The organism is Pseudomonas sp. P4_B3 (genome assembly GCF_056402295.1).
In genome coordinates this window covers 459,519-472,793 of sequence record NZ_JBFUHR010000007.1, presented here as the reverse complement: position 1 = coordinate 472,793, position 13,275 = coordinate 459,519, and the positions used below count along the sequence as shown (strand labels likewise).

The following is a 13,275-nucleotide window of genomic DNA, read 5'->3' as shown; positions in this document are numbered from 1 at the left end:
TTGTTCGTGGATCAATCCTGCCACAGCACCGCTTCGCTGCGCTCGCTCCATTCTTCAAAGCGCTCACCGTAAGCCGCTTCGATCACATTGCGCTTGATCTTCAGGGTCGGGGTGAGAAAACCGTTTTCCACGGCCCAACTGTCCTTGACCACCACCAGGCGCCGCAGCCGTTCATGTTTGTCGAGGGCAGCATTGACCTCTTCCAGCAGTTTTTCCAGGCTGGAATGCAAGCCGGCGCGCGCGGCCCCGCCGGCATCCTGCTGGCCGACCGCCGACAACACGCACAAGCCCAACGGCGCACCCAAGCCATCGCCCACCACACAGACCTGTTCGATGCGCGAGTGCACGGCCAGACGATTTTCAATCGGCGCCGGAGCCACGTATTTGCCTTTGCTGGTCTTGAAGATTTCCTTCAGGCGCCCGGTCAGGCGCAGATTGCCTTCGGCGTCCTCCTCGCCCTTGTCACCGGTGCGCAGGAAGCCGTCCCCGGTAATGGTGTCGGCGGTTTTTTCCGGTTCCTTGTAATACCCGAGCATGGTCGCGCCACTGCGCACCATGACCTCCCCTGTCTCGGCGATCCGCACTTCGACTTCCGGGCACGGCTTGCCGATCCAGCCCGGTTTGTTCTGGCCCGGCATGCCGATGTGGGAATAGCCGCAACTCTCGGTCATGCCGTAGACCTCCAGCACATCCAACCCCAATTTGCGATACCACTGCAACAAGGTCTGCGGCACCGGTGCAGCACCGGACAGCGCAATGCGCAACGCATCCAGGCCCAACCCGGCGAGGACTTTATGCCCGACCCGTTTGCCGATGATCGGCAGGCCGAGCAGAAAGTCGAGGCGTTTTGCCGGGATCTTGCTGTACACGCCCATCTGGAATTTGGTCCAGATACGCGGCACGCCAAACAGTGCGGTCGGGCGCGCACGTTGCAGGTCGGTGAGAAAGGTGTCCAGGCTCTCGGCGAAAAATACCGTTTGGCCGGTGTAAATCGATGCCAGTTCGACGAACATCCGTTCGGCAACGTGGCACAGCGGCAAATAGGACAGCAGTCGGTCCGACTCGTTGAGGCCGAACAACGAAGTGCCACGAGTGGTGGCGAACCCCAGGGTGCCAAAACTGTGCATCACGCCTTTGGGCATGCCAGTAGTGCCGGATGTGTAAATGATGGTCGCCAGTTGATCGGCGGCAGGTTTGGGATCGTCCTGGATCGGCGAGCTGCGTTGCAGGTCGGCCCAACTGAAATCGAACGTACCGGGTGGATGTAGCGGCAGGCTGATGGTCGGCAGATCGGGGCTGACGCCACGGGACATGCCCGGCCAGTCGTCGAGCTTGCCGATGAATGCCAGCGTCGCTTGCGAATGTTCGAGTACCTGGGCAACGGTCTCGGCGGTGAGGTTGGGGTACAACGGCACCGAGACATGCCCGGCCATCCAGATCGCCAGGTCGGCAATGATCCAGTGCGCACAGTTCTTCGAGATCAGGGCGATATGGCTGCCCTGCGGCAGTTCCTGTGCCCGCAACCAATGGGCCGCGCAACGGGCCTGGTGACCGACGTCCGCCCAGGTCAAGGTCTCGACCTGGGCGCCTGCGACAGGCTGGACCAGAAAGCGCTGGCGGGGATGACGGGCCTCACGCTCGTAGAAAACGTCCAGCGGCAAACGAAAAGCAGCAGACATGACTCGCTCCTGTTTTTTGGTCTGGAGCAAGCGTAGTCAACCAAGCAAGTGCTTGGTCGATTATTTAACAGAAAAACAAAATCAAAAGATCGCAGCCTGCGGCAGCTCCTACATGGAAATGGCGTGCATCTTGTAGGAGCTGCCGCAGGCTGCGATCTTTGCTTTTATGGGTGCTTGATGCTGTCAAGCTTCATTGACCCGACCAGCAGCTCATCACCCTTGAGCTCCGCCAGACCGGCAGTGCTGACCTTTTCCGGCGGATGTCCGGCACCATGTTGCAGGTAGCTCAGCAGATTCCCCACCAGCGGATTGTGACTGACCAGCAACACGTTGCTTACTGCGACCATCTGTTCGGCCACCTTGTCCGGCTCCGTGTCCGGTGTCAGCCACTCGACGGTGCGGATTTCCGGTTCGAAACCCAATGCATCTCGTACCAGTTGCGCTGTTTGCTGCGCTCGCAGGTACGGGCTGGCGTAAATGCCGGTCAGCGGCTGACCCACTAGCTCTGCGGCGACTTTCAATACTTCCTTACGACCGTTATCCGTCAGTTCCCGCTCCGAATCGTGGGGACGGGAGCCGTGTGGCACGGCTTCACCATGACGTAATACCCAGAGTTTCATAGCTTGGGTTCCTCATCTCGAGCCGAATGCGGTGCCGGTGCCACGACATGCGGCGCTTCACCTTCCGGCGTACGCGGCGTCGGCCAATCGGCGAACGGCCAAGGCTTCTGGTCGCTGTGAAAGCTGCCGAAACGACCGATCTGCGCCAGAAACTGGCTCAGGCTGTCGCCGAAATTCATCAAACTGGCGTTCGGGGCGCCATAGAACAAACGATAGATCAACTGCACCAACACGACGGCGCCGAGGATGAACTGCGCTACTTGCCACACCAGCACGAAGACCATCATCCACAACACACGCAGCAGGATGGACTCGTATTTGGCTTCTACTTTTGGATCGTTCATGCGCAACTCCCTGCTTTTCTGGCAAGCGTGATTAGTTGAAACCACTGGTGGAAATAAAATCGACGTCGGTTTTCGGCTCTCCACGCATTAGCAGACCGATGACCTGCTCCAGCGTGCGCCCCTCGAACAGGATCGCGTGCAGCCCGGCGACCAGCGGCATGTACACGCCAACCTCCTGGGCCTTGGCCTTGAGCACTTTAAGGGTGTTGACCCCTTCGGCGACTTCGCCCAGGCGCGTGACGGCCTCGTCCAGGCTCAGGCCCTGGCCGAGGGCGAAGCCGACCTGATAGTTGCGGCTCTTGGGCGATGAACAGGTCACGATCAGATCGCCCACGCCCGCAAGCCCCAGGAAGGTCATCGGGTTGGCGCCCTGATTCACCGCAAAGCGGGTCATTTCCGCCAATGCCCGGGTGATCAGCATGCTCTTGGTATTTTCCCCCATGCCCAGCGCCACCGCCATGCCGGCGATGATCGCGTAAACGTTTTTCAACGCCCCGCCCAGCTCCACACCGAAACGGTCGGCGCTGGCGTAAACACGAAAGGTGCGGCCGTGCAGCGCGGCCTGAACCCGCTGGCAGAGTTCTTCGTCTTCACTGGCGACCACCGTGGCGGTCAGTGCATGTTCGGCGATTTCACGGGCCAGGTTGGGTCCGGACAGGACGCCGATGCGGGCCTGCGGGGCGATCTCTTCGAGGATCTCGCTCATCAGTTTGAATGTGTGGGCTTCGATGCCTTTGGTCAGGCTCACCAGTAATTTACCGGTCAACCGTTCGGCGTGCGGCACCAGCACCGAGCGCAGCGCGCTGGAGGGCAATGCGACAAAACACAGGTCACAGGCGTCCAGGGTGGCTTGCAGGTCGGTGACCGGTGTGACGCCGGGCAGAATCTTGATGCCTTTGAGGTAACGCGGGTTTTCGCGATTGACCCGCATGGCCTCGGCCTGTTCGGGGTCACGCATCCACTGAAGGACCTGAAGCCCATTTTCGGCCAGCAGATTGGCCACGGCGGTTCCAAAACTTCCGCCTCCCAGGACCGCAATCGGGCGCTGTTCAGTCATATGCAATCCGTTAATCCATACCAGTGGCGATGTCGGCATTATACGGGGCAGCCCATCGGCGGCCAGCCCCGGCGTCAAATACCAGCAGTTGTGGGAAGAAGAGCAATAAAACCGAGGAAAATGCGGACATCGTGAATGGAAAAGTCATTCGGCTCGGTTAACATGCGCGCCATCAATCACTGACTGGGATGTGTTGTGTCTCCGGGTGCTCCTTCACCGCATTCGCCTCAGGTACTGGCGCTGATTTTCAGCTCGCCGGGGCTGGAGCTTTAATATGTCGTATTGCCCAGCCTGGAAAACGCCGCCCCTGCGCCGGCTGCTGGCCGTGCTTTGTCTATTGTTCAGCAGCTTGTTCGGTAGCCTGCCGGGTAACGCGGCCGACATTTTGCTCACGGGTGCCGAAGACAGCCCCGACGCGCGGGCGTTTACCCAGGCCCTGAGCGAGTTGCGACCGAACGATAACGTACGCTTCCAGACACTGGCGAGTTTGCCGATTCCTGACAAACTGCCGGAAAACATCCGCTTGATACTGCTCGACCTGCCCAGCCTCGACTGGCGCCTGCAGGACACCCGGGGCCCGGCGACACTGGTGTTGCGCATCAGCCGCCTGCAAGCCCGGCAACGCTTGAACAACACGCTGCCTGCACACCTTTCCCTGCTATGGAGCGATCCACCACTGGACCGCCAGTTGCGCTTGACCCGCACCCTGTTGCCCGAAGCCAAACGCATCGGCGTGCTCTACCACAACCACAGTGAATTTCTGTTGACTGAGCTGCGTAATGCCGCCCTCCTCTTGGGTCTAGAGGTGGTCACCCAGCGCTGGGACAACATTCACGACAGTCATCCGTTACAGGCCCTGCTGAATAACAGCGACGTGTTGCTGGGCCTGGACGATGCCGACCTGTACAACCCGCAAACCGCAAAGAACCTGCTGCTGAGCAGCTACTCACGGCAAATGGCGCTGATCGGACCCAACGCAGGTTTCGTCAAGGCCGCAAGCCTGGCCAGCACCTACAGCGATCAGAGCGACTGGCTGGCGATCCTCGACGAGTTGCTCGACCGGCCACCGGCCACCTGGCCGCGCACGCACTATCCCCATCGATTCAAGGTCGCGAGCAATCCCCAGGTGGCGCGTTCATTGGGTATCGAACAGATAAACGAAGCGTCGGTCGCCACGTTGCTGGCTGAAGGAGAACGCCGTCCATGAACTTGCGCCGTCGCTGGGACATCAACACTCGCACCCAACTCATCAGCCTCGGCCCTGCACTGCTGCTGACCTTGTTGCTGATCAGCTTCTTCACGTTCGTGCGCATCCAGGATCTGCGTCAGGAAATCACCCACACCGGGCAGTTGATCGCCAATCAACTGGCCCCGGCCACCGAGTACGGAGTGATTTCGGGCAACATCGAAGTGCTCGAAACTTTGCTCAAGGCGACACTGGCCACGCCCAACGTGAGCTTTCTGGAAATCCAGGACAGCGCCAACCGGGTTCTGGTGTACGTCGAACAACCGAGCGAACACTACAATCGCGCGCAACAGCTCGAAGTGTTCCAGGCACCGATACGGCTCCAGCGCATCGCGTTGCACAATGATTTTTTCCAGAGCAGCAAAACCGCCAACGCGGCCCCCACCGAAGACTATCTCGGCCGGGTGATCGTCGGACTGTCCAACGATGCCTTCAGCCAACGCCAGCAGGAAATCGTGCTCAAGGCCGCCATTCTGGTGCTGTTTGCCCTGCTATTTACCTTCTTCGTGGCCCGGCGTCTGGCGGGCAGCCTGTCGCAACCAATCCGTGATATCGGCAATGCGGTCAAGGCGATCCAGGACGGCGACTACAAAACACCGCTGCCCATTGTCGACGACACCGAGCTGGGGGCGCTGTCGCAACACATCAACAACCTCGCCAGCGGCCTCGAGCAGGCCAGTCGCGAACAGCATCAGGCCATGGCGCAGTTGATCCAGACCCGCGAAGAAGCGGAAAAGGCCAACAACGCCAAATCCGACTTCCTCGCCATGATGAGCCATGAACTGCGCACACCGATGAATGGCGTGCTGGGCATGCTGCAGTTGCTGGAAACCACCGACATGACCGAGGAGCAGGTGGAATACGCGGCGCTGGCCTCGGAATCTACCGAGCACTTGCTCAAGGTCATCAACGACATTCTGGATTTCTCGCGGATCGAACGTTCAGAGCTGGAACTGGAGCACATTGCGTTCAATCTCGTCGAACTGATCGGCAGTTGCGCCCAGTCGTTCCAGCACAGCGCCGCGCAACGCGGCCTCGACCTGCAACTGATGGTCCCCGATGACATGCGCGGCTTGCAGGCCAAGGGCGACCCGACGCGGATCCGGCAGATACTGGTCAACCTGATCGGCAATGCGCTGAAGTTCACCGAGCAGGGCCGCATCACCATCGAGGCACAGTGGCAGTCGCTGGACCACGAGTTACTGTGGTTCACCTGCACCGTGCGCGACAGCGGCATCGGCATCCCGGCACCAAGCCTGGAGTTGATGTTCAACGCTTTCCAGCAGGCCGACAGCTCCATTTCAAGGCGCTACGGCGGCACCGGGCTAGGCCTGCCGATTGCCCGTACGCTCGCCGAACGCATGGGCGGCACCTTGCGCGCGCAGAGTGAGGAAGGCCGCGGTTCGGTGTTCACCCTGGAAATTCCCCTGGCACTGCACCAGCAGACTCAACCGCTGTCGCCCCCTCGCGCGCAATCGCGCAACAGCAACGGCGAAGGGCGCAATGTGCTGCTGGTCGAAGACAACCCGGTCAACCAGACGGTCATCGAAGCCATGTTGCGCAGCCTGGGCTTCAAGGTCAGTCTCGCGGCAGACGGCGCGCAGGCGGTTCGCAGTGCCGAGAGCCTGATTTTCGAAGCGATCCTGATGGATTGCCGCTTGCCGGTCATCGATGGCTATGAAGCCACCCGACAGATCCGCCAATTACCCGGTTGCACCGACCTGCCGATCATCGCGCTGACTGCCAACGCCCTGCAGGGTGACCGCGAAGCCTGTTTGTCGGCGGGGATGAACGATTACCTGGCCAAGCCGTTCAAACGGACTGATCTGCAGCAAATTCTGCAGCGATGGGTGCAGTAGTACAGGCCTTTCGAGCATCTGCGACTGGCGTGAAATGCGAAAGTGCGGCAGTCTTAGGCACCCGAACAGGCCCGAAAAGGGGCTTGAATAATAATTTCAGTGCACAAGTGTACATTCATGTCCTTGGTGCTGTGACTTTCACCACAACGCAATAGTCTATGAGTAGGCTGCCGGTTCGAGGCATGAACGCTTCGATCGGCCGGGAAGATTTGCCCCACCTGCCGCATGGGACTATTGAGGAGCTCGCATGACCAAACAAAACGCCTTTACCCGGGAAGACCTGCTGCGCTGCAGTCGCGGTGAGCTGTTCGGCCCTGGTAACGCGCAACTGCCCGCCCCGAACATGCTGATGGTTGATCGCATCACCCTGATCAGCGAAGAAGGTGGCAAGTACGGCAAAGGTGAATTGGTCGCCGAGCTGGATATCAATCCGGACCTGTGGTTCTTCGCCTGCCACTTCGAAGGTGATCCGGTGATGCCGGGCTGCCTGGGCCTCGACGCCATGTGGCAACTGGTCGGCTTCTTCCTGGGCTGGCAAGGCCTGCCGGGCCGCGGCCGTGCGCTGGGTTCGGGCGAAGTGAAATTCTTCGGCCAGGTCCTGCCGACCGCCAAAAAAGTCACCTATAACATTCATATCAAGCGCGTCCTCAAGGGTAAGCTGAACCTGGCCATCGCCGACGGTTCGGTCACTGTCGACGGTCGCGAAATCTACACCGCCGAAGGCCTCCGGGTCGGCGTGTTCACCTCCACTGACAACTTCTAAGGGTTATCCGCATGCGCCGCGTCGTTATCACTGGTCTGGGCATCGTTTCTTGCCTGGGCAATGACAAAGAGACCGTCTCCGCTAACCTGCGTGCAAGCCGCCCTGGCATCCGGTTCAACCCGGAATATGCCGAAATGGGTCTGCGTAGCCAGGTTTCCGGCTCCATTGACCTCAACCTTGAAGAACTGATCGATCGCAAGATCTATCGCTTCGTCGGCCACGCGGCAGCTTATGCCTACCTGGCCATGAAAGACGCCATCACCGACTCCGGCCTGACCGAAGAGCAGGTTTCCAACGTGCGTACCGGCCTGATCGCCGGCTCCGGTGGCGCGTCGACCCTGAACCAGATGGAAGCACTGGACATCCTGCGCGAGAAAGGCGTCAAGCGCGTCGGCCCGTACCGCGTCACGCGGACCATGGGCAGCACCGTTTCCGCCTGCCTGGCCACGCCGTTCAAGATCAAGGGTGTGAACTACTCGATCTCCTCCGCTTGCGCCACCAGTGCTCACTGCATCGGTAACGCCATGGAACAGATCCAGCTGGGCAAGCAGGACATCGTTTTCGCCGGCGGCGGTGAAGAAGAACACTGGAGCCAATCGTTCCTGTTCGACGCCATGGGCGCCCTGTCCACCCAGTACAACGAAACCCCGGAAAAAGCTTCCCGTGCCTACGACGCCAAGCGTGACGGTTTCGTCATTGCCGGCGGTGGCGGCATGGTCGTGGTTGAAGAGCTGGAACACGCTCTGGCCCGCGGCGCGAAGATCTACGCGGAAATCGTCGGCTACGGCGCGACCTCCGACGGCTACGACATGGTTGCCCCGAGCGGCGAAGGCGCGATCCGCTGCATGCAGCAGGCGCTGTCCACCGTCGATACCCCGATCGACTACCTGAACACCCACGGCACCTCGACCCCGGTCGGCGACGTCGCGGAAATGAAAGGCGTGCGTGAAGTGTTCGGCAACAAGGCTCCGGCCATCAGCTCCACCAAGAGCCTGTCGGGTCACTCCCTGGGCGCCGCCGGCGTTCACGAAGCGATCTACTGCCTGCTGATGATGGAAGGCAACTTCATTGCCGGTTCCGCCAACATCGACGAGCTGGACCCTGAAGTGGCCGACCTGCCGGTGCTGACCAAGACCCGCGAAAACGCCACCATCAACACCGTGATGAGCAACAGCTTCGGTTTCGGTGGCACCAACGCCACCCTGGTACTGAAGCGCTGGGAAGGTAAGTAATTTCCCGCTGCCGAGCCGCACATGAAAACGCCCCGACTGGTTCGGGGCGTTTTTTTTGCCTGGAGAAATTCGCGCGGCAAACACAAAACCCTGTAGGAGCAGCCTGCGGCAGCTCCTACAGGGGGGCGTGAGGCCTCTGGAGATGAAGCTTTTGTCATGAAACTTAACGCCCTGCGACTGAATGTCGCGGATTCCGCGGGCTGCAGCACTGTTTCCGTTTTTGCAAAAAACCATTACCAAACTCAGTCGTTTACTTAGCAAGCTACCAAACTCTATAACAGAGGCCTGCACACGCCTTGCTGCAGATAACAGAGATTGGAGCTAGCAGATGACTGTAAAAGTAACTGAACGCGACGATTCACATAAATCCCACGAGGGGGTAGCCGCCGGTATCCGGATCTGGGATGTGCATCAACAAGACCTGCTGGTCGGGATGTTCCATTCCGAGACCGATGCGCAAAACTACAAGGCCGAACTGGAAACCCTGGAGCAGCAACGCGAATTGCGTTCCGCATAGGCAAACACAGCATTGAAAGCGACAAACCCCACCATGAGCGGGGTTTGTCGTATTGCAGCCTTCAGCGTGTTACCACATCAGATCATCAGGGATCTTATAGGCGGCGTACGGATCATCCTCGACACTCACTTCTTCGGTTTGCACATTCAGCTGCACGATACGTTGAGGGTCGCGCTCCTGAATCTTCAGTGCCGCCTCGCGCGGAATCACTTCGTAGCCGCCAGCGTGATGCACGATGGCCAGCGAACCGCTGCTGAGCTTGTTGCGCATCAGGGTGTTGACGCTGATGCGCTTGACCTTCTTGTCGTCGACGAAGTTGTAGTAATCCTCGGTCGTCAATTTCGGCAGGCGCGAGACTTCGATCAATTGCTTGACCTGCGCGGCACGGGCCTTGGCCTCGGCCTTCTCCTGCTGCTGGCGGTTGAGTTCCTGGTCGCGCTTGACCTTCTCGGCCATGGCTTCCTGCGCCGCGCGCTGCTGGGAGTCATCCAGCTCGATCTGGCCTTTGTGGGCCAGGCGTTGTTGTTTCTGCTTGTCTTTGCTGACCTGCTTGGCCTGCTTCTGGTTGACCAGCCCTGCTTTGAGCAACTGGTCGCGAAGGGAAATGCTCATGGTGCTTATTACTCACTTAGGCCACTGCTCAACCGCAGCTGGGCAAATTCTTTTCCTGACGTTTGGCTTCGCCCCACAAGGCGTCCAACTCTTCGAGGGTGCAATCTTCCATGGGACGGCGGGTGTCGCGCAATGCCTGTTCGATAAAACGAAAGCGTCGTTCAAACTTGCCGTTGGCGCCACGCAGTGCGGCTTCCGGATCGACCTTGAGATGCCGCGCCAGATTGACCACGGAAAACAGCAGATCGCCGATCTCGTCGGCCACGGCTTCGGGATCGTTTTCCGACATCGCTTCGAGGACTTCATCGAGCTCCTCACGCACTTTATCGAGCACCGGCAAGGCATCTGGCCAGTCGAACCCGACCTGCCCCGCGCGCTTCTGCAATTTTGCCGAACGGGACAACGCTGGCAGTGCGGCGGGAACATCATCGAGCAACGATAGCTGTTCGGGCGCTGAAGATTTCTCCGCGCGCTCCTCGGCCTTGATCTCTTCCCAACGCTGTTTGACCTGCTCTTCACTCAAACGCGGGACATCCAGCGGCGCATACAGGTCACCGGTGGGGAACACGTGGGGATGACGACGGATCAGCTTGCGGGTGATGCCGTCGACCACGCCGGCGAACTCGAAGCGCCCCTCTTCCCGAGCCAACTGACTGTAATAAACCACCTGGAACAACAGATCACCCAGCTCACCCTGCAAGTGATCGAAGTCGCCGCGCTCGATGGCATCGGCGACTTCGTAGGCTTCTTCGAGGGTGTGCGGGACGATGGTGGCCCAGGTTTGCTTGATGTCCCACGGGCAACCGTACTGCGGGTCGCGCAGGCGGTTCATCAGGTGCAACAAATCTTCAAGGCTGTACATCTGCGACTCTCGTCAAACACCCTGTAGGAGCTGGCTTGCCAGCGAAGGCGCTCGTCATGCCAGCGCAAGGCTCAAGGCTGCCTTCGCCGGCAAGCCGGCTCCTACAGAGAGGGGTGGGTCATGGCGTACGGTTACGCCGGGTTTCGATGATGTTCGGCAACTGGGAAATCCGCCCCAGCAACCGCCCCAATGCGTCCAGCCCCGGAATCTCGATGGTCAGGGACATCAACGCGGTGTTGTCCTCCTTGTTCGAGCGGGTGTTGACCGCCAGCACGTTGATCCGCTCATTGAGCAGCACCTGCGAGACGTCACGCAGCAGACCGGAACGGTCGTAGGCGCGGATGACGATGTCCACCGGATAGGTGAGCACCGGCACCGGCCCCCAGCTGACCTGGATAATTCGCTCGGGCTCGCGCCCGGCCAGCTGCAGCACCGAGGCGCAGTCCTGGCGGTGAATGCTCACGCCGCGACCCACGGTGATGTAACCGACGATTGCATCGCCCGGCAACGGCTGGCAGCAGCCGGCCATCTGGGTCATCAGGTTGCCGACACCCTGGATCTGGATATCGCCGCGCTTGCCCGGCTTGTAGCCGGTGGCCTTGCGTGGAATCAGTTCCAGCTGCTCGTTGCCACGCTCCGGCTCGACCAGTTGCTGCGCCAGGTTGACCAGTTGCGCCAGGCGCAGATCCCCGGCGCCGAGGGCGGCGAACAGGTCTTCGGCGGTTTTCATGTTGGCCTTGTCGGCCAGCTTGTCGAAATCCACCGCGGGCAGACCGAGGCGATTGAGCTCGCGCTCAAGCAGCGTTTTACCGGCCGCGACGTTCTGGTCACGGGCCTGCAACTTGAACCAGTGAACGATCTTCGCCCGCGCCCGCGATGTGGTGACGTAACCCAGGTTCGGGTTCAGCCAGTCGCGGCTCGGGGTGCCGTGCTTGCTGGTGATGATCTCGACCTGTTCACCGGTTTGCAGGCTGTAATTGAGCGGCACGATGCGCCCGTTGATCTTGGCGCCACGGCAGTTGTGACCGATTTCGGTGTGTACACGGTAGGCGAAGTCCAGCGGCGTCGCACCCTTCGGCAAATCGATGGCGTGACCGTCCGGGGTAAAGATGTAGACCCGGTCGGGCTCGATATCGACCCGCAGCTGTTCCGCCAGGCCACCGATGTCGCCCAGCTCTTCGTGCCATTCGAGTACCTGGCGCAGCCAGGAGATTTTCTCTTCGTAGTGATTGGAGCCGGACTTGACGTCGGTGCCCTTGTAGCGCCAGTGCGCGCACACACCGAGTTCGGCTTCTTCGTGCATCGCATGGGTGCGGATCTGCACTTCCAGCACCTTGCCCTCGGGCCCGATCACCGCTGTGTGCAGCGAGCGATAGCCGTTTTCCTTGGGGTTGGCGATGTAGTCGTCGAACTCTTTCGGAATGTGCCGCCAAAGGGTATGGACGATGCCGAGCGCGGTGTAGCAATCGCGCATTTCCGGCACCAGCACGCGAACGGCTCGAACGTCGTAGATCTGGCTGAACTCCAGACCCTTGCGCTGCATTTTGCGCCAGATCGAATAGATGTGTTTGGCCCGGCCGCTGATGTCGGCATCGACGCCGGTGGCCTGCAATTCGTTTTTCAGCTGGCTCATCACGTCGCTGATGAAGCGCTCGCGATCGAGTCGCCGCTCGTGGAGCAACTTGGCGATCTGCTTGTACTGGTCCGGCTCCAGGTAACGGAAGGACAAGTCCTCCAGTTCCCACTTGATGTGACCGATACCCAGGCGATGGGCCAGTGGCGCGTAGATGTCGAAGACTTCACGGGCGACGCGGTTGCGTTTTTCGTCGTCGGCGGTCTTCACCGCACGGATGGCGCATGTACGCTCGGCCAGTTTGATCAGGGCGACGCGAACGTCGTCGACCATGGCCACCAGCATCTTGCGCAGGTTTTCCACCTGGCCCTGGGTGCCCATCACCATGGATTTGCGCGGACTCAGGCTGTCGCTGATCGCCGCCATGCGTTGCACGCCGTCGATGAGTTTGGCCACCACCGGGCCGAAGCGCTGGCTGACTGCCGGCAACGGGATCTGGGCTTCGCGCACGCCCCGGTACAGGACCGCGGCGACCAGTGAGTCCTGATCGAGTTTGAGATCGGCGAGAATCTCGGCGATCTCAAGGCCGGTACGGAACGTGGAGTTCCCTTCCGACCACAGATTCTGTGCCGCATTGGCTTGTTGTTCGGCCTCGCGAGCGTACTCGCAGGCCTCTTTCAAGGCTTCGCGATCCAGTGCCAGATCGACACTCACCGCGTGATCGAGCCAAGCCTCGAGATTGATACTGCCGTCGGTGTTGATCGGCTGGTGTGCTCTCACCTGTACCATCTTGCTTACCTTCCCTACGACGCAGATTCAATGCGTCAAATCGCTGACCTTCGTTGCCCGTGCGCCCACATCGGGCTGGGTGCGCGGCTGCACGGGCGGGCCAGTCGGACCAGACGAGCATC

At 60.3% G+C, this 13,275-nt stretch carries 12 protein-coding genes; 5 read left to right on the top strand and 7 right to left on the bottom strand.

Going from position 1 to position 13,275, the window contains the following annotated elements:
- Positions 1–11 precede the first annotated feature (11 nt).
- The 4 genes from AC1DWG_RS10975 to AC1DWG_RS10960 all read right to left on the bottom strand — a co-directional run bounded on the left by AC1DWG_RS10975 (position 12) and on the right by AC1DWG_RS10960 (position 3,700).
- Complete coding sequence (locus AC1DWG_RS10975; protein ID WP_477764806.1) at positions 12–1,679, bottom strand: AMP-binding protein; 1,668 nt, start codon at positions 1,677–1,679, stop codon at positions 12–14.
- 164 nt (positions 1,680–1,843) lie between these two features.
- On the bottom strand, positions 1,844–2,299 hold the full coding sequence (gene sixA / locus AC1DWG_RS10970; RefSeq protein ID WP_477754827.1) for a phosphohistidine phosphatase SixA: 456 nt from the start codon (positions 2,297–2,299) through the stop codon (positions 1,844–1,846).
- Positions 2,296–2,643: a DUF4389 domain-containing protein gene (locus tag AC1DWG_RS10965; protein WP_477764807.1), complete on the bottom strand. Its 348-nt coding sequence runs from the start codon at positions 2,641–2,643 to the stop codon at positions 2,296–2,298. The genes sixA and AC1DWG_RS10965 overlap by 4 nt, the downstream gene beginning before the upstream one ends.
- Before the next feature lie 31 nt (positions 2,644–2,674).
- Entirely contained in the window at positions 2,675–3,700 is a 1,026-nt protein-coding gene (locus AC1DWG_RS10960; protein WP_477764808.1) for an NAD(P)H-dependent glycerol-3-phosphate dehydrogenase, read from the bottom strand.
- A gap of 274 nt (positions 3,701–3,974) precedes the next feature.
- Between AC1DWG_RS10960 and AC1DWG_RS10955 the strand changes: the two genes are divergently transcribed.
- The 5 genes from AC1DWG_RS10955 (at position 3,975) to AC1DWG_RS10935 (ending at position 9,317) form a co-directional block, all read left to right on the top strand.
- Positions 3,975–4,907 (top strand): ABC transporter substrate-binding protein, encoded by a 933-nt coding sequence (locus AC1DWG_RS10955; protein WP_477764809.1) that lies wholly within the window; start codon positions 3,975–3,977, stop codon positions 4,905–4,907.
- Complete coding sequence (locus AC1DWG_RS10950) at positions 4,904–6,805, top strand: ATP-binding protein (RefSeq protein ID WP_477787778.1); 1,902 nt, start codon at positions 4,904–4,906, stop codon at positions 6,803–6,805. Before AC1DWG_RS10955 ends, AC1DWG_RS10950 begins: the two co-directional genes overlap by 4 nt.
- A gap of 247 nt (positions 6,806–7,052) precedes the next feature.
- Positions 7,053–7,568 carry a 3-hydroxyacyl-[acyl-carrier-protein] dehydratase FabA gene (fabA, locus tag AC1DWG_RS10945; RefSeq protein WP_003227150.1) on the top strand — a complete coding sequence of 172 codons (516 nt, stop codon included), beginning with the start codon at positions 7,053–7,055 and terminating at the stop codon, positions 7,566–7,568.
- An 11-nt stretch (positions 7,569–7,579) separates the two neighbouring features.
- A complete protein-coding gene (gene fabB, locus AC1DWG_RS10940; protein ID WP_477764811.1) occupies positions 7,580–8,800 on the top strand; it encodes a beta-ketoacyl-ACP synthase I in 1,221 nt (406 codons plus the stop codon).
- A 328-nt stretch (positions 8,801–9,128) separates the two neighbouring features.
- The gene (locus AC1DWG_RS10935) at positions 9,129–9,317 is read left to right on the top strand and encodes a hypothetical protein (RefSeq protein WP_223456119.1); all 189 of its coding nucleotides are present in this window, start codon (positions 9,129–9,131) and stop codon (positions 9,315–9,317) included.
- A 69-nt stretch (positions 9,318–9,386) separates the two neighbouring features.
- Here AC1DWG_RS10935 and AC1DWG_RS10930 read toward each other — a convergent pair whose 3' ends face one another.
- The 3 genes from AC1DWG_RS10930 to relA all read right to left on the bottom strand — a co-directional run bounded on the left by AC1DWG_RS10930 (position 9,387) and on the right by relA (position 13,153).
- Positions 9,387–9,929 carry a DUF2058 domain-containing protein gene (locus tag AC1DWG_RS10930; protein ID WP_007988773.1) on the bottom strand — a complete coding sequence of 181 codons (543 nt, stop codon included), beginning with the start codon at positions 9,927–9,929 and terminating at the stop codon, positions 9,387–9,389.
- A 28-nt stretch (positions 9,930–9,957) separates the two neighbouring features.
- Positions 9,958–10,791 (bottom strand): nucleoside triphosphate pyrophosphohydrolase, encoded by an 834-nt coding sequence (gene mazG, locus AC1DWG_RS10925; RefSeq protein WP_477754820.1) that lies wholly within the window; start codon positions 10,789–10,791, stop codon positions 9,958–9,960.
- Positions 10,792–10,909: 118 nt separating this feature from the next.
- On the bottom strand, positions 10,910–13,153 hold the full coding sequence (relA, locus tag AC1DWG_RS10920) for a GTP diphosphokinase (protein WP_477760160.1): 2,244 nt from the start codon (positions 13,151–13,153) through the stop codon (positions 10,910–10,912).
- Positions 13,154–13,275 lie beyond the last annotated feature (122 nt).

What these genes read in the sequence shown, in the direction of transcription:
- AC1DWG_RS10975 (WP_477764806.1), bottom strand. Translation starts at nt 1,679, where the DNA reads ATGTCTGCTGCTTTTCGTTTGCCGCTGGACGTTTTCTACGAGCGTGAG.
- sixA (WP_477754827.1), bottom strand. Translation starts at nt 2,299, where the DNA reads ATGAAACTCTGGGTATTACGTCATGGTGAAGCCGTGCCACACGGCTCC.
- AC1DWG_RS10965 (WP_477764807.1), bottom strand. Translation starts at nt 2,643, where the DNA reads ATGAACGATCCAAAAGTAGAAGCCAAATACGAGTCCATCCTGCTGCGT.
- AC1DWG_RS10960 (WP_477764808.1), bottom strand. Translation starts at nt 3,700, where the DNA reads ATGACTGAACAGCGCCCGATTGCGGTCCTGGGAGGCGGAAGTTTTGGA.
- AC1DWG_RS10955 (WP_477764809.1), top strand. Translation starts at nt 3,975, where the DNA reads ATGTCGTATTGCCCAGCCTGGAAAACGCCGCCCCTGCGCCGGCTGCTG.
- AC1DWG_RS10950 (WP_477787778.1), top strand. Translation starts at nt 4,904, where the DNA reads ATGAACTTGCGCCGTCGCTGGGACATCAACACTCGCACCCAACTCATC.
- fabA (WP_003227150.1), top strand. Translation starts at nt 7,053, where the DNA reads ATGACCAAACAAAACGCCTTTACCCGGGAAGACCTGCTGCGCTGCAGT.
- fabB (WP_477764811.1), top strand. Translation starts at nt 7,580, where the DNA reads ATGCGCCGCGTCGTTATCACTGGTCTGGGCATCGTTTCTTGCCTGGGC.
- AC1DWG_RS10935 (WP_223456119.1), top strand. Translation starts at nt 9,129, where the DNA reads ATGACTGTAAAAGTAACTGAACGCGACGATTCACATAAATCCCACGAG.
- AC1DWG_RS10930 (WP_007988773.1), bottom strand. Translation starts at nt 9,929, where the DNA reads ATGAGCATTTCCCTTCGCGACCAGTTGCTCAAAGCAGGGCTGGTCAAC.
- mazG (WP_477754820.1), bottom strand. Translation starts at nt 10,791, where the DNA reads ATGTACAGCCTTGAAGATTTGTTGCACCTGATGAACCGCCTGCGCGAC.
- relA (WP_477760160.1), bottom strand. Translation starts at nt 13,153, where the DNA reads ATGGTACAGGTGAGAGCACACCAGCCGATCAACACCGACGGCAGTATC.